Raw genomic sequence first — 22,431 nt, forward strand, 5'->3', positions numbered from 1 at the left:
ATCGCGTGTCGGCGCGGAAGGGATAGGCACTACCTGACGAAAGCCCCACCCGCGGAGATAGCAAACCCGCGACGAGGAAGCCGAGGGACAGGCCCCCGATGACCCATCTCAGAGGCCACCCCGTATACTCCGATATCAGGTTGGCGAGCACACACAGCAGGTAGAACGAGGCCCCCCCGGTCAGGATTTGGATCGAGCCAAGGGCCGAGATCACCACGAGACGGTGGCGATGCGGGATCACGGGTACGCTCTGCCGTCTCATCGGGGGCGACTTAGACGGCCGGGACCGGCGACGCCGCCGTTGGGCCGAGCCTGGGCACGAGGCGGACGTAAACGAGTTCGCTCAGGAGCTCGATCAGCGTCTGTGTGACGATGACGGCGGGCAGGAGCGGGACGGCGCCTGGAACGGCGAAGGCCAGCGGCAGGACCACCATAGAGTTTCGGGTGGCGGCGCTGAAGGCCAGCGTGCGGACGGTGGGGGCATCCAGGCGGAACGCGCGCCCGACCGCCCAACCCAGCAGCGGGGCAGCCACGGCGAAGGCGACGTAGACGGGGACCACCCGCAGGGCGTCGTCTAGGGCCGGCCCGAGTTGGGGCAGGACGGACGCGATCACCACGAACAGGACGAGGGCCGTCGACGGCACCGGCAGAAGTCCGAGCCCGGTGGCGATCCGGTGGCCGGCGCGGCTGTGTCCGGCCCAGATCTGCACGGCCGCAGCAAGTCCGAGGGGAACCGCGATGAGCCAGACGAAGGCGTGCACGAACGGACCGACCTGGACGAACCTGGCGGCGTCCTCGCCGAGGAAGACGTTGAGGTAGACCGGCAGCAGCAGCATCTGCGCGATCAGCAGCGCCGGGGTGGAGGCCAGCAGCACCTTGGCGTCCGCGCGGCCGAGGTGGGCGAAGGTGACGACGTAGTCGATGCACGGCGTGAGCAGGACCATGAGCACGCCCAGCCGCAGCATCGGATTGGCGGGCAGGAACTGGATCAGGCAGGCCACCAGGATCGGCAGCGCGACGAAGTTCGTGGCGAGGAGCGCCGCCAGGAAACGGACCCGCGTAAAGGCTTTCCCCAACTCGGGCAGGGGTACCTGGAGGAAGGTGACGAACAGCATCAACGCCAGGGCCGGGTTGATCCCGACGTCCAGGGCCGTGGTTCCGGGGACCATCAGCGCAACGACGACGGCCAGGCCGATGGCGGCGAAGTAGATCGGGATCTGCCGGCCTTCGAGGATGTCGCGCAAGGTGGTCATGCTTCCTCGCAGGCGATCTTGGGGGCTTGCTCGACCCGCTGGGGCCGGCCCGTGCATTTGGCGAACAGGTCGATGGCGCGGTCGCAGACCTCGCAGTGACCCTCGCAGCAATCGCGCATGAGGAAGGCGACGAGGTCGGACAGGGCCGGGAAGATCGCACTGTAGATGATCGAGCGACCTTCGCGGCGGCTCTCGACGAGGCCGGCGTTCTCCAGGTGGCTAAGGTGGAACGAGATGCGCGGCGCCGAGGCACCTGCGATGGCCTCGGTGATGGCACCAGCCGCCATGCCCTTCGCCCCGGCCGTGACCAGCAGGCGGATGATGCGCAGGCGGGTCTCCTGCGCGATGGCCGCGAAGCCGTCGAGCGCTTGTTTCTCTTGCACGACACTTAAACCGTTATGGAATCGTTTAAGCGTCAGTAGGCTCGCGACGGGTCGGAGGCAAGATCGGATCGGGACTGGATCACGGCGACCGTCGAAGGCGGCCGCCGGCTCCCTGGCTTCGCGGCCGGACGCGCCAGAGCGATAGGGCGAGCGCGACGTTCGCCACGGCGAGCACGCTGAGCAGGGCGTAGGTCGCGTCCGCGCCCGCGTGGGTCAGGACCACGGCTCCGACGGAGGGTGCAAGCGCCTGCGCCACCAGCCCCGGACGGGCGAGGCGACCGACGAGCGCGGCGTATCGTTCGGGACCGAACAGGGCCAGGGGCACCGTACCACGTGCAATCGAGTAGATCCCGTTCCCGGCCCCGTAGAGGACCAGCGCCAGCCCGACCAAGGGTAGGCCGGCCGTCAGCATCGCGATCCCCAGGATCACCAGGACCATGGCGGCGGTCAGGGTCCAGAGGGGGTGATGCCGTCCCTTGCCGGCCATCTCGATGATGCGGGCGCCGACCTGGGAGGGTCCGATCAGCGCCCCGTAGGCCACGGCCGAGGTGAGAGCCACGCCACGGGCCTGTAGCAGGGTGATGAGGTGCACCGAGACCATGGCCATCACCGTGCCGCCGAGGGTCAGCACCCCGGCCATGAGGAGGAAGGCGCGTCGCTCCCGCCCATCCAGCCGAGCGCTTGCGTTTGATCCCTTAAGCCGTCGAGCCGTAGGCGGCGGAGGGGACGGGATCACGACGAGCACGAGGGGGAGTGTGACCGTAAGGTGGAGCGCCGCATAGGCGAGGCAGGTGCCGCGCCAGCCGACCTGCTCGAGCAGGAAGGCGGAAAGCGGCCAGCACACCGTGCTGGCGAAGCCGCCCCACAGGGTCAGCGTCGTGATGGCGGACCTCGCCTCGGCACCGTAGAGCCGGCCGAGGGTGGCGAAGGCGGGATCGTACAGTCCGGTGCCCATGCCGAGGCCGATGAGGAGCCAAGCCGCCAAGTAAGCCGTAACGTACGGGGCCAGGGCAAGGCCCGTGAGGCCCAGCGCCAGGGCGATGGCGGCGAAGGCCAGCATCGGCCGGCCGCCATGCTCCCCGATGAAGGCTCCCACCCGCGGCGAGACGAGGCCCGCGACGAGGAGGCCGAGGGATAGGCCCCCGATGACCCAGCCGAGGGGCCATCCCGTATCCCTCGACATCGGGGTGGCCAGAACCGACAGGAGGTAGAACGATGAGCCCCAGGTCAGGATTTGGATCACGCCCAGGGCCGAGGTCACGGGCCAGCGGTGCGGCGGGGTCATCGCCGTGCTACCGGGCCCCGATCATGGGTAGCCACAACGCCAGGGCCGCCAGGGTGACGAGTAGCACCGGCGGCGTGATGACGAGGCCGACCCGCATGTACTGGCCCCAGGTGATGCGCTGGCCCTTGGTGTCGAGCACATGCAGCCACAGCAGGGTCGCCAGACTCCCGATGGGCGTGAACTTCGGGCCGAGGTCGCAGCCGATGACGTTGGCGTAGACCATGAGCTCGCGCATCAGCGGCGACAGGTCCGGGGCCTGCTGGATCGACAGCGCGCCAACCAGCACGCTCGGCATGTTGTTCATCACCGAGGACAGGATCGCGGCTGCGACCCCCGTGCCTATGGTGGCGACGAACGGCCCATGGCCCGAGAGCCAGACGAGGCCTTGCGCCAGGTAGTCGGTCAGGCCGGCATTCTTCAGCCCGTAGACGACGAGGTACATGCCGAGGCTGAACAGGACGATCTGCCAGGGGGCCCCCGCTAGCACCTTGCGGATCGGAATGACGCGGCTCCGGTTCGCCAGCGCCAGCAGGATCACGGCGCCGGCGCAGGTGACCACCGAGACGGGCACGCCGAACGGCGCCGTCACGAAGTAGGCGACCAGCAGCAGCCCGAGGAGCGGGAAGGCTGCCTTGAACACCAGCGCGTCCATGATCGCGTGGCGCGGCGCTTCGAGCTCGGCCACGGGGTACGTGGCCGGAAGGTCGCGCCGGTAGAACAGCCACAGCACCACCAGGGTCGCCGCGAGCGAGACGAGGTTCACCGGCACCATCACGGCCGCGTAGCGGCTGAAGGAGATGTCGAAGAAGTTCGCCGAGACGATGTTGACGAGGTTCGAGATCACCAGCGGCAAGCTGGTGGAGTCCGCAACGAACCCGCAGGCGACGATGAAGGCCAGCGCCGCGGCCGGCTTGAAGTCGAGGCGCAGCAGGATGGCCAGCACGATGGGGGTGAGCAGCAGGGCCGCGCCGTCGTTGGCGAACACCGCGGCGATGGCGGCGCCGAGCAGGATCACCAACGGGAACAGCAGGCGCCCCCGTCCGCCGCCCCACCGGGCGATGTGGAGCGCCGCCCAGTGGAAGAAGCCGGCCTCGTCGAGCAGCAGCGAGATGATGATCAGCGCGACGAAGGTGAACGTGGCGTCCCAGACGATGTGCCAGACGACCGGGATGTCGCCCGGGTGGATGACCCCGGTGGCGAGCGCGACCGCGGCTCCGATCAGGGCGCTCCATCCGATCCCGAACCCCTTCGGCTGCCAGATGACGAACACGAGGGTGACGACGAAGATGGCGAGCGCGAGCATCGGGACCGTTTCTTGTTCTTGATTATGTGGAGCGATCAGGCGGTGGCGATGCGCCGGCCGTGCTCGTCGACGACGCGCTCGCCGTCCTCCTTGACGAACTCGCCCTGCTGGGCAGGCAGGAGGTCGAGGACCGCCTCGGACGGTCGGCAGAGGGCGACGCCCTGAGGGGTGACGACCAGGGGGCGGTTCAACAGGATCGGGTGAGCCTCGATGGCATCGAGAAGCCGGTCATCCGTAAGGCTCGGGTCCCCAAGGCCGAGATCGGCGTAGGGCGTGCCCTTCTCCCGCAGGAGGTCGCGCACGGTGAGGCCGGCACGCTCCGCGAGTTGACGGACCATCACCCGGCTCGGCGGCGTCTTCAGGTACTCGATCACGTGCGGCTCGATGCCGGCGTTGCGGATGAGTGCCAGGGTGTTGCGGGACGTGCCGCAATCCGTGTTGTGGTAAATCACGACGTCCATCAGGCGGTTTCCTCGCAGCAGGCGGATAGGGCGGCTACGGCCGGGGCGCAGACCTCGGGGCGGCCCTGGCAGCAATCGCGCATCAGGAACTGGATGAGCTCGGACAGGTCCGGGTAGGCGGCGCTGTAGATGATCGACCGCCCCTCGCGCCGGGAGGTGACCAGGCCGGAATGGCTGAGTTCCTTCAGGTGGAACGACAGGTTGGTGCCGGACACGCCGACCGCCTCGGCCAGCATGCCGGCCGCCATCCCGTCAGGCCCCGCTGTGACGAGCTGGCGCACGATGCGCAGCCGATGCTCCTGGCCGAGGGCCGCGAAGGCAGCGACAGCTTGCCGTTCGTCCATCATGATGTCAATATCTCAACCATCATTGAAACGTAGAGGATAGACGTTCCTTGGACAAGCCTCGACAGCCCTTCGCCGACGGCCTGCCGAACCTGAGCGAGGGACACTTCATCGTTCCGGCGAGCGCCGACCTGCAGGTGGCGACGCCGTTCGCCCACGCCCCGCGCTTCCTGATCCTCTACGGGTCGCTCCGGGAGCGCTCGTTCAGCCGCTTCCTCGCCTACGAGGCGGCGCGCCTGCTTGAGGCGATGGGCGGCGAGGTCCGCATCTACGACGCGCACGGCCTCCCTCTGCCCGACGACGCCACCGCCGATCACCCAAAGGTCCAGGAACTCCGGAACCTCTCGATCTGGTCGGAAGGGCACGTCTGGGTCAGCCCGGAGCGACACGGGGCCATGTCCGGGGTGATGAAGAGCCAGATCGACTGGCTGCCCCTGTCCGAGGGGTCGGTGCGCCCGACCCAAGGGCGGACGCTGGCCGTGATGCAGGTCTCCGGCGGCTCGCAGTCCTTCAACGCCGTCAACGGCCTGCGCGTGCTCGGGCGCTGGATGCGGATGGTCACCATCCCGAACCAGTCCTCGGTGCCGATGGCCTACAAGGAGTTCGACGAAACCGGCCGGATGAAACCCGGGCCGCTCTACGACCGGGTCGTCGATGTCTGCGAGGAGCTGATGAAGTTCACGCTCCTGACCCGCGAGCGATCCGACTACCTCGTGGACCGCTACTCGGAACGAAAGGAGCGGGAACCGGATCGGCTCAAGGCCGTCGCCGCCGACATCGGGTTCGTCAGGAGACCCTCGTAACCGTCCCGGGGACCGGCGGCGGATCGTGACGCACGATCCCGGGCCAGACGGTCATAGTTTACGGGCCGTTGACTCCGGAAGCGGGCAACGGGACGCGCGTCCCGCTATGCGCTGCCTTAGGAGTCGTGAATCCCGACGCCCCTTGGATGGGGTCAGCGGTAGGAGAACTGCAGGACGGCAGCGGGCAAACGTTCTCCCTCGATAGGAATGGCGGAGGCGGACGCCTCAATCTCGGCCATGTCCTGGGGCGTGAGCACGACCCGGTCGAGCCGGCGCGTGCCGGGGATGGGCACGATGAATGGCTTTCGCGAGAGCAACCAAGCCAACGCGATCTGCGCCGCCGTCGCCTCCTTGGCCTCGGCGAAGCGTTGCAGGAGCTCGACCAGCGCCTGGTTGGCCGCTCGCGGACCTCAGGGGAGAAGGGTGGGATATGCTTCGTCATGGCTCCAGTCTCTCAAGAGTTGGAGCCTCCGAAAATCCCGGGGCGGTTCAATCTCCGGTTCCGGGTCGCGGGTCCAAAGCGAATACTCGCTTTGGATGGCGGCCACGGGCTGGACCGCGTGCGCCCGACGAACGGTCTGCGCTCCAGGCTCGGACAAGCCGAAATGCTTGACCTTGCCCTGGGCGATCAACTCCTTCACCGCGCCGGCGACCTCCTCGATGGGGAAGCCGCAGGACCTGATGCACCACCGCTGCATCAACCTACGCCTGCCGACGCGTGGGAACATCTACGCCTGGGAGTTCGAGAAGGCCGGCCGCGAGCTCAACGTCCGGGTCGAGGGCCAGATGGCGTTCAACAACACCGGGCTGATCCTGAAGGCCGCCCTCGGCGGGCTGGGCCTCGCCTACCTGCCGGAGGACCGGGTGCGGCCTTACGTCGAGGAGGGCCGACTCAAGCGGGTCCTGGCCGAATGGTGCCCCCCGTTCGCCGGCTACCACCTGTACTACCCGAGCCGGCACCAGCACGCCCCGGCCTTCGCCCTGGTGGTCGAGGCGCTGCGCTACCGAGGCTGAGACGACTAGGCTGGGATATCGAAGTTTCCAAGCAAGCGGGATGCATTGCCGTCGGTGATGGCTTCCAAGTCCGCCGTGTCCTTTCCCAGCATCTCCGCAAGGCGGTTCACCGTAGCCCTCAGGTCGCCCTTGCCACCCCGGAAAGGGGCATCGCTCTCGATCAGCAGCGCATCGAGGGGAACTGCAGCCATGAGGGAAGATGCCCGTGCCCCCTTCAACATGCTGCCGTTGACGGAGAACCAGCAGCCCGCTGCGATGGCCCGACCGAGTTCGGAGGCCGTACCGGAAAACCAATGCAGGACGGGCAGGAAGCCTCCCCTCGACGGGCAGGCACGGATCTCGTCGAGGACCTGTCCGGCGGCGCGACGGCTGTGGATGCTCAGCACCCGGCCACCCAGCGAGCCTGCCCGGTGCAGGACCTCCCTGAACACGCGTCGTTGCGCCTCGAAGGCATCCGCCAGGTGCGGACTGCCGTCGAGGCCGATCTCCCCGATGAGCCTCGCCTGGGGCATGAGGTCCAGCATCAGGCCGACCTCGTCCTGTGCCTGCCCGACCAATTCCGGGTGAAGCCCCAGCGCCGGTCGCGTCCAAGGGTTTCCCTTGGACCATGCAAGGTTCTGTTGCCAGGCGCGCGGGGTCGTCGTGACGGCGACGGTGGTCACCCGATAGGCACCGCGCGTTTCGTACTCCGCCTTCGGATCGGCCATCAGGTCGAGGTGGCAATGGAAATCGTGCAAGGCCACCGCCGTCGGGAGCTTCAGGGAGCGAAGGACTGCAGGTTTCCGATAGCTCGTCCCACCTCGTCTATACCCTCCGCGAAGACCTTGGTGTAGTCGCGTATCTCCCCGGGGGCGTAGTCAGTGAGCGGCCCAGGTTTTCGCACGAGCGCGACCGCGGTTTCCGGCTTTCGCCGCAGACGTTGGGCCATGAACTCGAAACTCCTGACGTGTTCTCCCTTGGCGCCCCGCGGATCGACCGTGCCGCCCAACACGGGAAGGTCAAGATACGTCGTGGGTTCGTAGCCGTAGGCATGGACCTCGGCGGCGCGCCGTATGAGGCACGGTACGCAATATCCGCAATGACCGGGCGGCCTTCCCTCCCACCGGGCCTTCGATACCGAGGAGCAGGATATCGTGCTCGGCATGGCGGCTTCGACGAAGCTGCGTCGGGCCACCTCGTCCAGCATCTGTCCCTTCGTCCTGAATCGATAACGGTTCTCGACGTTCTCCGCGAGGTCCAGCCGCCTCAGCAACTCCTGCCAGCGAGCCAGGTAGAACGGATGTGTCGTGCGTGTACTCCATGCTCCCACTCGGAGCGGATCGAGCGGGACGTTGAGGGAGATGAGGCCGTTCTCGGGAACGTCCACCACCCGGGACCCACGGGGCATCGCGCTGGTTCCGGCGGCGGCGAGGGCGAGGAATAGGAACGACCTGGCACGCTGCGTGTCCTCGCTGCCAAGGGAGGCCATGTCGCCGGCCGTGACGCCGACCCGTGCACGAACGTGGCGCGTGCCGAAGGCTCCGAACTGCTGATCGAGCATTCGGACGCATGCCGCCTGGCTCGACGTGCCGGCATCCCAGTAGTGGCTGACGAACAACGTCTTGCTTCCGCTGGCGAGGAGATCTGTCGCGCCGACGAAGCTGTCGACCCCGCCGGAGAACAAGGCCACCCGGTCGAACGGGAGAAGCGGTAGACCCAGAGGAGCCGGCGCGAGCGGACCGTCGTCGGGCCTGGATCGAAAGAACACGCGCCAGATGTCCCCCGACAGGAAGCCCAGCATCCGCTCGATCAGGTCCGCCACGCCGGACCATAGCGTGGGATCCGAGACCGGGACCCAAAGCGCGATCTCCCGCGTGAAGGAGTCCTCCGCGTTACGGACCCTGGAGATCCGCGTGTCGGCCGCCTGCACGGCTACGGCAAGAACCAGCAGGTCGACGCCTACCTCGGTCGGACGCAACCCGCGTGTGGCCATCTCGCCGAGGATCTGGCCCATGCCGAACCTCAGGCCCGCTACGTCGGGACGGACGTCGAGGGTACGCTGCGGCTCTCCGGCGGGGGCGGCGATGGATGCGCGGTCGGAGGGTCCGAGACGAACGACGATGTGGCATCTCATGAGGATTCGCCTTCATCGCCGTAGGTTTCCAACAGGGACCACGCCACCTCGTAGATCTCGTCCACGATGCGTCCCAGGCTCGGGCCGGTGAGGTCGCCGAACGATTGCGGGGTTAGGCCGATGATGCCGTCGCGCGTGGCGGCGGACACGTAGTCCCGCAACTCGCGCTCGACGGTACGGAAGTCGGCTATGACCGGGGCGACCTTGAAACCGCGAACCGCGATATCGTGGAAAATGCGCCCCACGATGCTGTTGGAGAGGAAGGCGGCGAAAAAGCCTTGCTTCTGGGCGGCCTCGAACGCGTCGAGGCTTTCGATCCCAAGGGCGCCGAGCTGGTCGACGGTCTCGGCCCATGCGTCACGAGCGATGGCTTCGTCCACGAGGCCACCGTCGGCGCAGATCACGTCCGTGAGCCCCGCGAATGCCTCCGCAACCCCTCCGTCGAGGAGCGCATCGAGCCCAAGGCGCTCGAAGGTCTCGCGGACGCCGACCGTGTCGAAGTCGCGGAACAGGCCGAGCACGCCCGCCGCAGCCTGACGGGCCGCTCCCATCCGGCGCGTCGCGTTGCGTGCCCCACCGGCGGCGTTGCGGGCGTACCCCCTGACGGCCCTGCCCAGGGCACGGTCATCGGTTCCGCCGCTCCGGGAGAACCTGGTGAAGTTGGACCTGCTCGGGCCGAAGCGGTTGGGTTCGGGCGGAGGGGCTGGCGGAGGGGCCGGGACCAAGGGAAGTGCGGGAGTTGCGCCAGGCGGGGTCGGAGGGCCTGGGACCGGGACAGGAGGCACGGGTCCGGGGGGGACGACGGGGGGCGGAGGCATGCCGGGCGGCGGGACCGGCGGCGGTGCCGGACCGCCCAGCCAACCCGGGACCAGAGGGGTCGTCGGACGTTGCCCGCGTGGCAGTGCGGACGTTCCCATCAGCGGCGCTCCGGTCCGTCCAGACTTCTCAAAGTGGCCTTGGCGGTGATCTGGAGTTGACGGCTTCCCCTGGTTGACCAGGACCGCAACATGTCCCGCGCCCGCGTCTTCGGCCCATCCTGGAAGGCCTGCGGGGACCAACCGGCAGCGGCCCAACTGCCGAGCTCGTCGGCTGGCAGTTCGCCGAGGAAGTCCAGGAGCCGACCCTGGAACCTGGGGTGGTGGCGCACAAGCGCACACAGGCCGGCAAAGTGCGGAGGCGAGGCCGAGAGCTGATCGACGGCCAGGATCTGGTCCTTCAACGTGTTGAAAAGCAGGTTGGCACCGGTTTCGTCCAGTGCTCGGATGTCGCCGTCCACTTGCGTCGCCCCGAGCGCACCCGAACCCACGGACGACAGGATACGGTCGAGCAGGGCGTTGGACGAGGCACGACCGAACGCGCTCTTGCGGTCGCGGGTCGCGAACACGTACGGGCGTAGGTCGACGGTACTGAGGAGCTTGTCGGGGTCCAGCCGTGCCCAGTTGCGCAGCCAAGCGTCCCCCGCCCAATCGGCCACGGCCTCAGGCAGTGTCCTGGAGCCGTCCGCTTGGGGCGATCCAGCGGACGGTCCACCCGGTCTCGGAGGTGTCGCCTCGTCGCTTTCAAGCAGCTTCAACTCCACGACGATGCCACCCGCGACCGTCATCGCCTGCTTGGCGACCTGCGTGAAGAAATCCGGTTTGAAGCGCTCGATCAGCATCACGCGCCCTAGGACGGAGATCTCGACCTCGCTTGAGAGACCGCGCGCGTCGGCGACGGCTTTCCGCAACGCGACGGCGTTCAGGAAGCGCTTGATCTGTCGGGGGTTGCCCTCAAGCCCTTCCGCGACCGTCGGCCCTAGCTGCTGCGCAAGCCGGTAGGCGGCCGTCAGCTCCGTTCGCTTGTCGGGCCCGGCAGCGATGATGTCCTCCAACGTGAGGGCATTCGAAATCCAGGGCGTCTTGATGACGGCCCGGGCCTTCTCGACCAGCGTCACGAAACCCCGGGCCTCCTCTCCCAGGATCGCCTGCGCGAGGAGCAGGGTGACGTAGACCTTGGCCTCCTCCATCCCGAGCGCAGGGATGCGGAACGGCACCTGGATCAACTTCTCCAGGTAGTTCCGCGCATAGGAGGTCGGCCCCGCCGCAGCCGGCAGGTCGGGGAAGTGCTGCCGGACAGCATACTCGATCATCGCCTCGTCCGTCGCGATGATGAAGGCCGTCTGCGGAGTGAAAAGGAAGAGGCGGATCGCCTCCAGGGTCTCGATTGCGGTCTTGGGCAGGCAACGGTCGAGGTCGTCGATCAGGACGACGAGCTTCTTGATGCCCGCCTCCTTCAGGAGCGTTTCGAACTCCTTCTGGAACGCACGTATGTGCGTGACCGCGGACTCGGCCGCCTCGGGTTCGGCGAGGTATTCCTTCGCCTCCTCCACGACCTTCTTGAGCGCTTCGCCGTCGACGGCTTCCCCCGGCGCGTTGAGAATGCCGGAAAGCTTACCTAGGATCTCGGTGACCTGATCCGGGCTCGGCAGGCCGCTCGCATAGTTCCAGGCCAACTGGCCGCCTCGCTTGGCCAGCTTCATCCAGCGGACGCGCTTGAGCAGGCCCTTGGCCGCCTTCTTCGTCTTGGCACCGAAGGTCTCGGAGTCGCGCAACTCCTCGACGATGGTTTCCAGTAATGCCGTCTTGGCATCGTCGAACCCCTGGAAACGCCACCCGTCGAAGTGGAGGCACAGAACGCCCTCCCGCTTCTTGAGCCGAGCCTCGGCCATTCGCAGCACGCTCGACTTGCCGGCCCCCCAATCACCGTGAATGCCGACGGTGAGTGGCTTGTTGGGTGTCGCATCGATCAGGTTGACGACCGTTTGCGCGATGGCCTCGAAATAGAGGAGATCGACCGCTGTCTCGTGGTCGGGGACAACGACAAGCGCAGCTGCCGCCACTCCGTTGCTGGCCATCGCAATGCTCCACCCAGGACCTTACTGCCTAGATGGTATCCTACCGCGACGGCCGCAACTCTACATCAGCACATTCGACTCGTTTCAAGGGACGGTAGCGCGGTTTTCATGGGGAGAGACTGATGCCGAGTAGAACGACAGTGGTGTCCGGCGCTCTCCGACGCCATCACACGACTGGTTGTCCCGGTAAGAATGCCGTTGTTCCGCTTGCCCCCCGGATCGGGAACCCCGCTTATCCGGCCTTGCGCACGAGGGTGCCGTCCGGAGCCTTCTCGAAATACTTCCCGTGCTCCCACCGGCCGATCATCTTCTTCTTCAGCGTGTCCTCGTCGAGCGGCTCCTTGTGCAGCCGAGCCCCGCGGTGGATCGAGTCCTTCAGGCCCGCCAAGATCTCGTCCAGCGGCCGCGTCCCGCCGACCGGCATCATCTCCGCCACCTCGGCCATGACCCGGTCCCAGAACTCCTCCGCGCGTATCCTGTCCAGGCGCCGCCGCATCTGCTCGTTCTCGGCCCGCAGCTTCAGCACCTCGGCGGCCTCCCGCGCCAGACGGACATTCTCCTCTCGTAGGTAATCGCATTCCGCCAGGGCGTCGTCGCGCATCTCGTCATTGGCTCGGAGCCTGGCCTCCAGCTTCATGCAGTCGTCCTCGAAGTGCTTCGTCTGGCTCGCCTGCGCGGACTCGACGACACTCTGGAACGTGGTCGTGCACCCGACGGATACCGTCTGGCACTTGAGCGACTTCGCTCACATCATCTGGCACTGGTAATGGAGACCTTCGACAATCCGTTACGCAAGTCGGAGCACTCGTTACACAGCATAGGTGTAACGGGGCGCTCTGTTACCGTACGAACCCAGCCCTGCAGGCCGATCCAAAGTTGGCCCGCACGTAACGGGTTCTCCACAGGCGGCCAGGAGATCAGTAACCACTACAAGCGACCGACTCTCGACAAGTGAATCCGAGTAGCGATCTCCTGGTCTCACGCACCAGGGGAGGCCCCTATGAACGCAGACCGTTTCGTTTCCAGCTTCGAGAACGGCGCCTACGGTCTCGCGGCCGGCCTCGCTGCCGCCCATGCTGCCGGCCTCGCCCGGGGTGACCGGTTGGTCGCCGAGGCCCGGGCTGCCGAGGAGGAGGCGGTGACCTCGGAGAACCTGGCGACCGTCGCCCGGGTCCTCCTGGAGCAGCGCCGGGAGCTCGCTGCGCTCCGGGCCGAGAACGCCCGCCTGAAGGGCGAGCTCGCCACCAGCCGCCGGGCTGATGCGGTCCGGGCCGTCGCGGTCGCCGCCCGCCGTACGAACGCCCGCCGCGCGTGACGTACGCGGCACCGGGGCCGCGTACGTACGGGGCTCCACGTGCTGACGGAATGCTTTCGCGTGCTGACGACGTGTGCACACGTGCGCACAGGGAAAGTCGCAACCCCTAAAATGCACGGGGACGCATTTTTCTTCGATGGCATCCAGACCTGAAAAAGCCCGCCCCGGGGTGACCGAGGCGGGCTTCGTTGCGTCAGGGATGCGGGGTGATCAGACGCCCTGGCAGGGCACGTACGAGGGGCTGTCGATCAGGTCCTGGATCGCGTCGCTGATGGCCTTGCGGCCCTCGGCCATGCGCTCGCGCTTCTCCGCGGTCATCTGGGCCATCTCGCGCTTGCCCTGCTCCCACTCCTCAAGCGTCGGGCACGGCGGCAGGGACGCCAGCGGCTTCATGCCGAGCATGTGGCGCCCGATCATCAAGGCGTCCCCGTTGGCGACGTTCATCAGGTCCATCCAGGGGAGGCCCCGGAGCCAAGCCTGCGCCGCCTCGTCGAGGGCGCGGAGATCGGGCTCCTCGTCCGTGAGCGTCCCCTGGGACAGGGCGAAACGCTGGGCGAGGGAGCCCCACTCCCTGGCGGCCTCGTCGGGGGTGATTGCCTTCTTGGGGGCCGGCGCGGCGGTCAGGGCGGCAGGCGATCCGACCGGGGCGGTCGCGGCCTCGGCCAGCGCGGCGGCCATGTCGGCGGAACCACCACCGGCGGGGGCGGCGCGGCGGGGAGCGGGGGTGATCGATTCGACGACCCAGCGGCCCGCCTTCCAGACGAGGCGGGTTGCGGTGACGGCCATCTCGGCGACGGCGGCGATGGCGGCGAGGATGTAGGCGAGAAGCTGACGGGCCACGGGTTGTCTCCTTGGTTGGTGGTGAGGGAATCGTGCCGCGCCGGCTCGAAAGGCACAGCGGGGAAATCCGCAAAAATGCGGATTTTTCTTCAGGCGGCGATCTTCGATGCCCGTGCCTCGGCGATTGCGGCGAGCCCGGCCTCGGTGAAGGCCGCCTCGATCTCGCGCTTGCCCTTCATGCGCTTGGGGGTTGCCCAGCCGAGCTCGATGGCGCGGACGGAGCCCCAGCCGTGCAGGTAGTTGTTGGTTACCGACGCGCCGAACGGCTTCGCCCACGAGCCGAGGATTGCCGGGCGTGCGTCGGCGGGCTCCGGCTCGCCGATCCTTTCGAGAAGGGCGCGTGCGTTGCCGACCGACAGTTCCCCCCAGAACACATTGAGGCCGACGGCGTGGAGCACGTGGCTGATCTTCGTGTGCTCCATGCTCCCGGCTAGGCGTTCCCAGCCGGCATCGGTCGCGAGATCGATGGCGTGGTGCCACATGCCCCCGTCGCAGTTTGAAGGCGCCCACACGGCCTTCAGCCCCGTGACCTCCTCGACCCTGCGCACGTACGGCAGGTCGGCGCAGGCCGGCGTCGATAGGAAAAGGTATGGGCGACCGCCCCGGTCGCGCCGGAGCGTCACCGGGAAGGCGATGCTCCGTGGTGCGAAGGGCACCGTCATGTCTCGCAGCGCGTACCCCATCGAGAGGGAGTAGAGGTTCGCGAGGCCGGCCTCGATCAGGGCGGCGTCCATCGGGGTACGACCCGGAACGACCCCCATGATCGAGGCGTCGACGAACGGCGTGATCTCGTCGTCGCGGCGATCCGGTTGCCGGACGACGGTCTCCGCCGGCTCCGGGGTTGGCTCTGTGACGCTGGCGAACAGGTCGAGTTGATTCGGATGCGGTCGCCGGGCCATCACGCGGCCTCCCCGAAGAGCTCGCGGCGCATGTTGTCGGGGATCTGCCGCCGGTGGACGTGGACGGCCCACAGGGCCTGGGACGCCTCGCACTGACCGAGCCGCGGCAGGCCGGAGAGGACGTGCCCCAACGCGGTGTGAGCCTTCGACCAGCCCGCATCGTTAGAAACCGTCGCCCAGTCGTCGTCCATGGCGGACAGGTGCTTCGTGGCCGAGTGGACGAGGAGTTGGATCGCCGGGTCAGCGGCCAGCGCCCACCACTTCTCCTTCCTCTCCGTCTGCGCCCGATCCGTGACCCGGGCGACCATCTCGTCGCAGGTCTCGACCAGGCGCCGGGCCATCTTGGCGGCCGACGCTGACGGCTGATCGCCCTCGGCGAAGATCGCGGTCGCCTTGTCCCGCTGCGACCGCGTCCACGCCCACGGCAGCGCCTTCATCCGGTCGCGCAGGAGGGAGACGGCGGCGAGGCGCTCCTCACCCTCCTGCGCCCACAGGCGAGCCATGTTCTCGGCCACCCGGGCCCGGCGTTCGGCCTCCTCGGCTGCGCGGCGTCCTTCTTCCTCGCGCGCGATCCCGTCGGCCCGGGCGAAGGCCGCCTCGAATCGGTCGTTCGACGGCGCGGGCTGCGGCTCCCAGCAGACCGGCTTGTCGTACTCGCCCTGGCGGTCGCCACCCCAGGAGAAGCCCAGCTCGCGCATCCCGTCGCGATCCGCCCGGTAGAGCCGGCTGTAGGAGCTCTCGTCACCGGCATCGGCGAGCCACAGGGTCTTGAGGCCGCCCTTGGTCTGGCGCTCCCCGACGCGGCGCCATGCCAGGCCGAGGGCACCGACGGGCAGGGCCTCGGTCAGGGGCGGGAGCGGGCGCTGGGCCGCCCCGTAGGCCGAGGCGCAGACGGCCCCGACGGCGACAAGGAGCAAGATGAGGGTGAGCATGGCGACCTCCGATGATCCGCAGATCAGAGTAGATTGCCATGAATTCCAAGGCCGACAAGGGCCGATGATTTATTATGGATTGTGGAATAAATCGAAATGCCAAAATAGTCCCTGATCATCCGTTACACATCTAGCGGATCAGCGGATCGCGGGTACATTCTCTCTTGTCACGTCGACAGGAGGGCCCGATGGTGGCTGACGATAGCCTCGAACGACCAGTAGTCCTCGGAGACGAAGCAATCGTCCGCATGCTCCTGGCCGAGTGCCGGGCTGCCGGTACCCAGGCGAAATGGGCGTCCGCGAACGGGGTCTCGCCTCAGTACGTGAGCGACGTCCTGAGGGGGCACCGGGTCCCCGGGGACAGGCTTCTCCGCCGCCTCGGTCTGCGACGCGAGATCACCTACGTCCCGGTCGACGAGGTGGTGTCGTGAGCCGCGGCAAGAGCCTCGCCACGGACGTTTGGATTCGCCCCAAACCCGAGACCGTCGCGCTGCTGTTGTCCCGCGAGGACGGGATGATTGCGGCTCGCGAGCGCTGGCACTGGTGCTCCGTGAACGTCCTTCTGGAGTTGGCGGCCGAGGGTCGCCAGACGCTCGGGCTCCCCCGCCCTGCGCGGGGGAGCAGGCCGCTCAAGACCCCCGGCCTCGCTGACGCCGTTGTCGCTGCCGTCGAGCGCCTCGCTAGCGTGCCGGCCGCGGCCGTCGAGACCGGGCTGTCGCAGGACAGCGTGCGCCGCGTGCTCCGCCAGCGCGGCCTGCCGATCCCCCGCGTGGACCGGGTCACCGCCGCCCGGCGCGCCGCCGAGGTCCGGCGCCAGAGGAGTGCAGCATGACGTCCGTCCGTAGCGAGTTCGTCACCGGCCTGCAGCGCCTCGACAAGGCGGCGACGAAGGCCCGGCTCATCACGGTCCGCGCGGCTGTCCACCGCCGGATCGACGAGCTCACTGACCCGGCCCTGAAGTGCGCGCTGATGGATGTCTCGGACTCGGTCGACCGCCTCCTCATGGAGACGTCGCGCATCAGCATCGAGCGCCTCGCGAACGGGCTCGCCGAGAGCCACGGCGAGCCGCCGCAGCCGTCCACTCTCCCCCGCGTCCCACCCAGAAGGAGCCAGCCGTGATCCATCGCGTAGGGTCCGCCTTCACCGTCGATTGCCTCGTCGAGGTCGAGCCGGGCCGCAGGGTCACCGTGTTCGCCCAAGGCACCGTCCCGGTCGAGGGCGACCTCCTGATCCTCCGGACGGAGCCCCCGCGGTGGCGGGCGGCCGAGGTCTACGCCGACGACACCGGCTGGCACGCCAAGGCGGTCCCGGCCCTCGGGCTCACCATCGCCGCCTGATCCGCCCCGCCGACGAGCCAGGCGACAGTGGCCACCGAGATCAGCGCAACTCCTTGGGAGACCACCATGAGCATTGAGAACACACGCAGGATCATCGCCGGCGAGATCGTCGCATCTGGCAACGTCGCCGCCCACGAGGTCGCCGAGCGCATCATGAAGCGCTTGGCGCGCGAGGGGCTGTTCGTCGTCGATGCCAGCCAGACCGAGGCGGTCGAGGCCCTCAAGAAGCTCGACTGCATCTTCGATTTCCCCACCGACGAGGCTGACGTGAAGGTCCTCGCCGAGCAGATCGGGATCGAGGACCCCACGGCCCTCACGGTCGCTTGCCTCGCCGTCCGGGAGGTCCTCGACGGTCCGAAGATCGCCGAGCAAGTCGCCTCCTACTACCGGCAGCCCGCAGCCGCCTGAGGCTGCCCCGTCGCGCGCCCGGCGGCAGGGGCGCTCCTCGATTCCCCCAGCAACCCCACACATGAAGGAGCGTCCCCATGCGGCGCGAGACCATGGACATCCAGACCAAGTTCCACGTCACCGGCACGAGGGCCGTCATCCACGCGGCGGTGCGCGCCGACCATGGTGGCTTATCGTCTGCGATAGAGCGGACCGACCGCATCCTGGCCGCTCTGGCCAAGGCCGACCTCATCATCGTGCCGAAGCCGACCGGCAACGCCGAGGCCGTTCGGGAGGCTGTCCGCACCGGCAACTGGACCGCCGTCTCGGAGAAGGATCTCCTGGCATGGCGTGAGGCCCCCGTGCAGGGGCTCGACATCGTCCTCGATGAGGAGGGTGAGCGAGCCATCAAGGCCGCGGCAGAAGCTCCCGTCCCACGTGGCATGGAGATCCTCGTCGCATCGGAGCGGCCGCACGGTCTCACCGACCGGGATCACGCCGTCCTGGACGCCGAGATGGTGATTGTCCGAGACATCAAGGCGGCAGTGCAAGGCTGCGCCCCCCACCGAGCCGAGGAGCTAGCCCACGAGATCACCCAGTCCCTCGCCAAGGCCGGGTTCGAGATCCGGTACGTGCCCCTCGACCTGGTCGATGACGTGGGGCCTCTTCAGCAGGTGTTCGCCGTCCGGATCGGCTGGCCGGAGTTCACGTCGAGCACCATCCTCGTTGAGGACGGAGCCGACGTCGCTACCGTGACCAAAGCGGCGAAGCTTCATGCGTTGAACGGGTATGGCAGCAAGGTAGACCGCGAGCGTTGGGTCGCCTTCAGCATGACCCAACGTCGCTTCCTGGCACCCGACGAGCCGGCGCCGTCAACGCTGATCGTGGGGCCCTACGAGGCCCTGGTGCGCGAATGCCGTACGCCTGAGCAGCCCAAGGAGGCCGCCGACGCCGATCTCAAACGCTACCAGGCGCGGTGGGAAAACGGCCTCCGAAACATCGTCACCATCCTGCACGGGCCCAGCTACTCGTTCGAGATCGACCAGATCGTCGAGGAGGTCCGCACGCTGACAGGCATCGTGTCCCGCCTTCCGGACGAGAGCCTCCGCCGGACGGAACACCACAGCTTCGGCGAGGACGATCCGTTCACGACCATCTCCGGGGACGCCTCGTCCGTGGAGCGCATCCTCGACCTGATCGAGAAGGGTGAGGCGGCGGTGAAGGCGGAGCGAGAGCCCGAGATCTCCATCTCACTCGGCGAGGACACCTTCTACCTGCAGGGCACACCCGAGGTCCGGAAGGAGCTGATGCAGTTCCTCCTGAAGGACATGGGTCGCTTCGCCAAGGCGGACGCCAATCTGGTGAGGGGGGCATCCTGATGCGGTCCTTCCTCACCCTCATCGCCGGCGGCCCGGGCAGGGTCGCCGTCTCCGCCGCGGGAATCGTGACCTGCGGCTTCATCCTCGACGGGCGCGGGGACGCCCTGCTGCGGGCGGTGTTCGTCACCGCGGTGTGGGGCTCCGCGTTCGTCCTGGCCTTCCTGACGCTGTGCTTCCTGGCGGCGGCGTGCGGGATCGACGTCGAGGGCGCGGTCGCCAAGCCCCAGCCGAAGGAGGCCGATCATGGCGAAGCGTGAACCACGGCTCAGCGTCTCGGTGACGGAAGGCGCCCGGGACGCCGATACCGGAAGGACGGCGTTCCGCATGGTCATCGTGCAAGCGTCGGGCGAGGCCGGCATCAACGCGGCACTGAAGCTCGTCGACGCCGTGACGGGCGTCCTCGACCGGCCCAAGCCGAAGGTGATCGGGCGTGGGTAGGATCGACCTGTTGACGTGGAGAGCCGAGACGGACGCGGTCGACAGGCTCGTGGACGGGCTCCTCGCCCGCGACGGGCGGGCCCAGGCCGAGGCGGTGGGCGCCATCCCCGACGACGACGGCGCCCACCGCCGGGTGTGGGAGCGCGCCCTGCTGCTGCTGTCCTGGCACGCCGCGCACGGGCCGGACTGAGCGCCCCATTCCCAAAACGGGAATCACCGGATCTGCGCTTGGTAACCACCTGTTAACCACTATTCGCCCCAGGGGTTGCAGGCGATCCGCGACCCTGCGAAGGTCTGGCATCGGGTTAACCTACCCAAACCGTCTTAACCAAGCTCCCAGGTGTCGATAGACTCCGCCCGGGACTTGGGGATTCCTTCGCGCATCGAGGCCGCCGGCCTCTGCGGGAGGAGCACATCCCATGACAATCATCTGTGGATTCGACGAGCCGACGACCGAAGACGAAGCCAAGAGCGTCATCCTGGATCGGGCGTGCGACGCCGCCAGGATCATGCACGCCAAGTGGCCCGGCGACCGCGTCAAGCAGGCCGACTACATGCTGCTGACGCTGTACCGGGCCTACGTCCTCGTGAACCTCGTGAAGGAGGAAGGCCGGGACGACCTGCGCATGTTCTACGTGAAGGGCCAGGGACGGTCGGACTCGATCCCTCAGGATTGGTTCATGGCCTACATCGCGGACGAGTGGACGCATACGGCGTGGCGCCTGGCGTACGGAGACAGTGAGGACGACGTGTTCGTCCGCAAGTGCCTTGTCGACAAGGACAAGGCCGCCTTCGACCGCCTGACGCAGTGGCTCACTCCGGCCGGCATGGCCCAGCGCATCAGCTTGAACGGCGACTACTCCGAGCATCCGGAACTCGCCGCCGTTCAGCACTACCACGACATCTTCATGGAGCATTCGGATGTCGAGGTCTGCGACCGTACAGTCGAGGTGAACTTCTAGCCCTCGCCGTCGTCCTCGGCCTCCAGCGCGGCGCCACGGACCTTCTCCTCGGGCTGGTCCGTGGTCGCCGCCAGGCGCTCCCGGATCTCCCCGAGGGTGACCGGCCTATAGCTCCACCGGTCGACCCCGACGTCGCAGGACTGCGAGGTGTCCGGGAGCAGGCCATGGGTATGCCCGAAAAGCTGGATGCTCCCCCTCCACGCGCCGACCCAGGCCCTCATCGGGTAGTGGCAGAGGATGACGCGCTGGCCCTCGATCCGGCGCGAGACGAGCTCGTGCTGCTCGTGCCATCCGAGGCTGGTCGTCTTCGTGCGGTCGTGATTCCCGCGAACGAGGTACTTGCGGCCCCGGAGGCGCTTGAAGAGCGCCGCGTACTGCTCCGGCGTGCCACCCATGCCGAAGTCGCCGAGGTGCCAGACCTCGTCGCGTGGGCCGACGACCGCGTTCCACGATTGCACGAGGAGCTCGTTGTGCTCGGCGATATCGACGAACGGCCTGTCGCTCATACGCAGGACGCCGGCGTGGAAAAAATGGGTGTCGGCGGTGAAAAAGGTCGTCATTTTGGCAGCCTCAAAGGGGGCTGCCGCGCACGCGGTCACGCCCCGGGATTAGGGATCTCGGCGAGGGGACGGCGGCGTATCGGTTTCACGGGTCTCTCCGGAGCGGCGAACCGTTTCCAAAACGGAAAGGGTTGGCGGTGGAATCGGTGTCGTAGCACGGGCCGGGTTAACGGGGCCTGGCCTGGGGGCATCAACGAAACTGTCCCCAACAGGATGATTCGACAGCTTCGGAAGCGGGTTAGACCATCAACGTCGGCCATGTTGCCCGAGCGTTAGATTTGTCGTTGGAGCCCCCCGCAGCTTTAGATCCGTCGGTCCGCCGTTAGCTTTGTCGGTCGGGCGGCCGGTCCGTGCCGAGGTCCACGAGGTAGGCCCGGCACCAGGGCACGTACTGGTTCGGGCCGCGCTTCCCCCACGCCTTCGGCCACCGGCACGTGACCGTCACGGCCAGCAGCACCGCGTCGAGCGAGGCGTTCGGCCCGAGGCGCGCGATCATCCTCTCGGTGCAGTAGTCCCCCCGCCGGCGCGGGCACCACAGGCAGGCCACCCGGACCCGCCGGTAGGGGAAGTCGCCCAGCCGAAGGATCACCGCCCCAGTCCTTGCTCCGCCGCGTTTGTTCTCTATCTGTTCCTGCGACGGAGGGTTGGCAATGCCTGATTACGCGGACATCCTGGATGCAGTGGCCGGCGAGGAACGCGACGCGATCCTGCGGGCCCTGGCGGAGGACATGCTGGAGGTGAGGTCGACGCGGCGGCCCGGGCTGGTGAAGGCCGAGCGGCCGGCGGACCTAGCGAGGGCGCTGGGGCGGGACCGGCGGCGGGCGCGTCCCGTGCGGCTGGCATCCTGATCCCGGGTGGGATCACCGGCTGCCGGTGATACCGGGTGGGATCATCCACAGGCGTCGCGACGGGGGCGGACGGGGGCGGGACGGAACGGGGGCGGATCGCGAGGTCCCGCCCCAAATCCGCCCCGGAACGAAAAAGCCCCGGCGTCCAGGCCAGGGCTTCGCGTCTAAGTCGTTGAATTCTTTGGTAGCGGGAGAGGGACTCGAACCCCCGACACGAGGATTATGATTCCTCTGCTCTAACCAGCTGAGCTACCCCGCCACCGTCGCGGAGGGCGTCGCAGGGGACGCGCTCCGGTGGGCGGCGGTATAGGGAGAAGGCGGTGAGGGTGTCAACGGTCCCGTGAGGGGCTTCGCGCGTCGGACTCGGGTCCGCGTGCGCGCGATCCACAGCCTGTCTTCCGCACGCGCCGTGCCGCGGGCGGGTTGGGGTTTCGGAAACCCCGATCGCCGAGGCCTTCGCCGAACCCCGGCTCCGCGGAGCCCTGCTGTTGCTGGACGATGGCTCCCTCCTGTTCGATCGGGGCACGGCCCGCGCCCAGTGGGAGGTGTCCCGGGTCAACGAGCGTCCCGCACTGGGCTCGACCATCATCCCTTGCTGCTGGTGGCCGCCACCAACCTTCCGGAGCGCCTCGACCCGGCGGCCCGGCGGCGCTTCGTGTTCAAGCTGCGCCCGCATCCGCCC

29 protein-coding genes, 1 tRNA gene and 3 pseudogenes are annotated in these 22,431 nt (G+C 67.9%); 14 read left to right on the forward strand and 19 right to left on the reverse strand.

What is annotated here, in order from left to right:
- Window positions 1-37: 37 nt before the first annotated feature.
- The 7 genes and pseudogenes from LW587_RS00965 to LW587_RS00995 form a co-directional block, all read right to left on the reverse strand.
- Window positions 38-262 (reverse strand): annotated as a pseudogene (locus LW587_RS00965) (MFS transporter); the annotation flags it as partial.
- Window positions 263-272: 10 nt separating this feature from the next.
- Complete coding sequence (locus tag LW587_RS00970) at window positions 273-1,253, reverse strand: arsenic resistance protein (protein ID WP_056097008.1); 981 nt, start codon at window positions 1,251-1,253, stop codon at window positions 273-275.
- Window positions 1,250-1,636 (reverse strand): ArsR/SmtB family transcription factor, encoded by a 387-nt coding sequence (locus LW587_RS00975; RefSeq protein ID WP_056097011.1) that lies wholly within the window; start codon window positions 1,634-1,636, stop codon window positions 1,250-1,252. Before LW587_RS00975 ends, LW587_RS00970 begins: the two co-directional genes overlap by 4 nt.
- A 79-nt stretch (window positions 1,637-1,715) precedes the next feature.
- Window positions 1,716-2,921, reverse strand: coding sequence for an MFS transporter (locus tag LW587_RS00980; RefSeq protein WP_056097014.1), 1,206 nt, complete (start codon window positions 2,919-2,921; stop codon window positions 1,716-1,718).
- Between the two features lie 7 nt (window positions 2,922-2,928).
- A complete protein-coding gene (locus LW587_RS00985) occupies window positions 2,929-4,224 on the reverse strand; it encodes an arsenic transporter (RefSeq protein WP_056097017.1) in 1,296 nt (431 codons plus the stop codon).
- Between the two features lie 35 nt (window positions 4,225-4,259).
- Window positions 4,260-4,685 (reverse strand): arsenate reductase (glutaredoxin), encoded by a 426-nt coding sequence (gene arsC / locus LW587_RS00990; RefSeq protein ID WP_232627759.1) that lies wholly within the window; start codon window positions 4,683-4,685, stop codon window positions 4,260-4,262.
- Window positions 4,685-5,032, reverse strand: a complete 348-nt coding sequence (locus LW587_RS00995) for an ArsR/SmtB family transcription factor (protein ID WP_056097023.1) — start codon at window positions 5,030-5,032, stop codon at window positions 4,685-4,687. Before LW587_RS00995 ends, arsC begins: the two co-directional genes overlap by 1 nt.
- Before the next feature lie 47 nt (window positions 5,033-5,079).
- Between LW587_RS00995 and arsH the strand changes: the two genes are divergently transcribed.
- Complete coding sequence (gene arsH / locus LW587_RS01000; protein WP_056097026.1) at window positions 5,080-5,832, forward strand: arsenical resistance protein ArsH; 753 nt, start codon at window positions 5,080-5,082, stop codon at window positions 5,830-5,832.
- Between the two features lie 152 nt (window positions 5,833-5,984).
- Here the strand turns inward: arsH and LW587_RS01005 are convergent.
- A pseudogene (locus LW587_RS01005) lies at window positions 5,985-6,560 on the reverse strand (aldo/keto reductase).
- Between LW587_RS01005 and LW587_RS01010 the strand changes: the two are divergent.
- Window positions 6,502-6,846 (forward strand): annotated as a pseudogene (locus LW587_RS01010) (LysR substrate-binding domain-containing protein); the annotation flags it as partial. The pseudogenes LW587_RS01005 and LW587_RS01010 sit on opposite strands and share 59 nt — an antisense overlap.
- A 5-nt stretch (window positions 6,847-6,851) precedes the next feature.
- Here LW587_RS01010 and qatD read toward each other — a convergent pair.
- The 5 genes from qatD to LW587_RS01035 all read right to left on the reverse strand — a co-directional run bounded on the left by qatD (window position 6,852) and on the right by LW587_RS01035 (window position 12,489).
- Window positions 6,852-7,589: a Qat anti-phage system TatD family nuclease QatD gene (gene qatD, locus LW587_RS01015; protein WP_056097030.1), complete on the reverse strand. Its 738-nt coding sequence runs from the start codon at window positions 7,587-7,589 to the stop codon at window positions 6,852-6,854.
- Between the two features lie 14 nt (window positions 7,590-7,603).
- Window positions 7,604-8,839: a Qat anti-phage system QueC-like protein QatC gene (gene qatC / locus LW587_RS01020; protein WP_156384040.1), complete on the reverse strand. Its 1,236-nt coding sequence runs from the start codon at window positions 8,837-8,839 to the stop codon at window positions 7,604-7,606.
- A 116-nt stretch (window positions 8,840-8,955) separates the two neighbouring features.
- Complete coding sequence (qatB, locus tag LW587_RS24115) at window positions 8,956-9,876, reverse strand: Qat anti-phage system associated protein QatB (protein WP_306424559.1); 921 nt, start codon at window positions 9,874-9,876, stop codon at window positions 8,956-8,958.
- Entirely contained in the window at window positions 9,876-11,852 is a 1,977-nt protein-coding gene (gene qatA, locus LW587_RS01030; protein WP_056097040.1) for a Qat anti-phage system ATPase QatA, read from the reverse strand. Before qatA ends, qatB begins: the two co-directional genes overlap by 1 nt.
- 232 nt (window positions 11,853-12,084) lie before the next feature.
- Complete coding sequence (locus tag LW587_RS01035) at window positions 12,085-12,489, reverse strand: hypothetical protein (RefSeq protein WP_157085675.1); 405 nt, start codon at window positions 12,487-12,489, stop codon at window positions 12,085-12,087.
- Here LW587_RS01035 and LW587_RS23960 point away from each other — a divergent pair.
- Entirely contained in the window at window positions 12,488-12,619 is a 132-nt protein-coding gene (locus LW587_RS23960; protein ID WP_265223593.1) for a hypothetical protein, read from the forward strand. The genes LW587_RS01035 and LW587_RS23960 overlap by 2 nt on opposite strands.
- A gap of 233 nt (window positions 12,620-12,852) precedes the next feature.
- A complete protein-coding gene (locus LW587_RS01040) occupies window positions 12,853-13,167 on the forward strand; it encodes a hypothetical protein (protein WP_056097041.1) in 315 nt (104 codons plus the stop codon).
- A gap of 210 nt (window positions 13,168-13,377) precedes the next feature.
- Here LW587_RS01040 and LW587_RS01045 read toward each other — a convergent pair whose 3' ends face one another.
- From LW587_RS01045 to LW587_RS01055, 3 genes are all read right to left on the reverse strand, one after another.
- Complete coding sequence (locus LW587_RS01045; RefSeq protein ID WP_056097044.1) at window positions 13,378-14,007, reverse strand: hypothetical protein; 630 nt, start codon at window positions 14,005-14,007, stop codon at window positions 13,378-13,380.
- 89 nt (window positions 14,008-14,096) lie between these two features.
- A complete protein-coding gene (locus LW587_RS01050; RefSeq protein WP_056097047.1) occupies window positions 14,097-14,906 on the reverse strand; it encodes a hypothetical protein in 810 nt (269 codons plus the stop codon).
- Window positions 14,906-15,838 carry a hypothetical protein gene (locus tag LW587_RS01055; protein WP_056097050.1) on the reverse strand — a complete coding sequence of 311 codons (933 nt, stop codon included), beginning with the start codon at window positions 15,836-15,838 and terminating at the stop codon, window positions 14,906-14,908. The genes LW587_RS01050 and LW587_RS01055 overlap by 1 nt, the downstream gene beginning before the upstream one ends.
- Window positions 15,839-16,265: 427 nt before the next feature.
- Here LW587_RS01055 and LW587_RS01060 point away from each other — a divergent pair, with 427 nt between their 5' ends.
- The 9 genes from LW587_RS01060 (at window position 16,266) to LW587_RS01100 (ending at window position 20,341) form a co-directional block, all read left to right on the forward strand.
- Window positions 16,266-16,670: a hypothetical protein gene (locus LW587_RS01060; RefSeq protein ID WP_056097054.1), complete on the forward strand. Its 405-nt coding sequence runs from the start codon at window positions 16,266-16,268 to the stop codon at window positions 16,668-16,670.
- The gene (locus LW587_RS01065; RefSeq protein WP_056097056.1) at window positions 16,667-16,957 is read left to right on the forward strand and encodes a hypothetical protein; all 291 of its coding nucleotides are present in this window, start codon (window positions 16,667-16,669) and stop codon (window positions 16,955-16,957) included. Before LW587_RS01060 ends, LW587_RS01065 begins: the two co-directional genes overlap by 4 nt.
- Entirely contained in the window at window positions 16,954-17,175 is a 222-nt protein-coding gene (locus LW587_RS01070) for a hypothetical protein (protein WP_056097059.1), read from the forward strand. The genes LW587_RS01065 and LW587_RS01070 overlap by 4 nt, the downstream gene beginning before the upstream one ends.
- A gap of 66 nt (window positions 17,176-17,241) precedes the next feature.
- A complete protein-coding gene (locus LW587_RS01075) occupies window positions 17,242-17,583 on the forward strand; it encodes a hypothetical protein (RefSeq protein WP_056097062.1) in 342 nt (113 codons plus the stop codon).
- 77 nt (window positions 17,584-17,660) lie between these two features.
- Window positions 17,661-18,941, forward strand: coding sequence for a hypothetical protein (locus LW587_RS01080; protein WP_056097065.1), 1,281 nt, complete (start codon window positions 17,661-17,663; stop codon window positions 18,939-18,941).
- Window positions 18,941-19,198 (forward strand): hypothetical protein, encoded by a 258-nt coding sequence (locus tag LW587_RS01085; RefSeq protein WP_056246687.1) that lies wholly within the window; start codon window positions 18,941-18,943, stop codon window positions 19,196-19,198. The genes LW587_RS01080 and LW587_RS01085 overlap by 1 nt, the downstream gene beginning before the upstream one ends.
- Window positions 19,185-19,379, forward strand: coding sequence for a hypothetical protein (locus LW587_RS01090; RefSeq protein WP_056500594.1), 195 nt, complete (start codon window positions 19,185-19,187; stop codon window positions 19,377-19,379). Before LW587_RS01085 ends, LW587_RS01090 begins: the two co-directional genes overlap by 14 nt.
- Window positions 19,380-19,389: 10 nt before the next feature.
- On the forward strand, window positions 19,390-19,569 hold the full coding sequence (locus LW587_RS01095; protein WP_156384043.1) for a hypothetical protein: 180 nt from the start codon (window positions 19,390-19,392) through the stop codon (window positions 19,567-19,569).
- A 229-nt stretch (window positions 19,570-19,798) separates the two neighbouring features.
- Complete coding sequence (locus LW587_RS01100; RefSeq protein WP_056097074.1) at window positions 19,799-20,341, forward strand: hypothetical protein; 543 nt, start codon at window positions 19,799-19,801, stop codon at window positions 20,339-20,341.
- Here the strand turns inward: LW587_RS01100 and LW587_RS01105 are convergent.
- Together LW587_RS01105 and LW587_RS01110 are read right to left on the reverse strand one after the other, a co-directional pair.
- Window positions 20,338-20,901: a metallophosphoesterase family protein gene (locus tag LW587_RS01105; RefSeq protein WP_056097078.1), complete on the reverse strand. Its 564-nt coding sequence runs from the start codon at window positions 20,899-20,901 to the stop codon at window positions 20,338-20,340. The two genes, LW587_RS01100 and LW587_RS01105, sit on opposite strands and share 4 nt — an antisense overlap.
- A 322-nt stretch (window positions 20,902-21,223) precedes the next feature.
- Window positions 21,224-21,490, reverse strand: a complete 267-nt coding sequence (locus LW587_RS01110; RefSeq protein ID WP_056097081.1) for a hypothetical protein — start codon at window positions 21,488-21,490, stop codon at window positions 21,224-21,226.
- Between the two features lie 61 nt (window positions 21,491-21,551).
- Between LW587_RS01110 and LW587_RS01115 the strand changes: the two genes are divergently transcribed.
- Window positions 21,552-21,749 carry a hypothetical protein gene (locus tag LW587_RS01115; protein WP_056097086.1) on the forward strand — a complete coding sequence of 66 codons (198 nt, stop codon included), beginning with the start codon at window positions 21,552-21,554 and terminating at the stop codon, window positions 21,747-21,749.
- Between the two features lie 182 nt (window positions 21,750-21,931).
- On the opposite strand, the gene LW587_RS01120 is transcribed toward LW587_RS01115, so the two are convergent.
- Window positions 21,932-22,008: transfer RNA gene (locus LW587_RS01120), tRNA-Met, on the reverse strand.
- Window positions 22,009-22,431: the final 423 nt, after the last annotated feature.

The sequence above is a fragment of the Methylobacterium sp. Leaf118 genome, assembly GCF_920984675.1.
Taxonomy (GTDB): Bacteria; Pseudomonadota; Alphaproteobacteria; order Rhizobiales; family Beijerinckiaceae; genus Methylobacterium.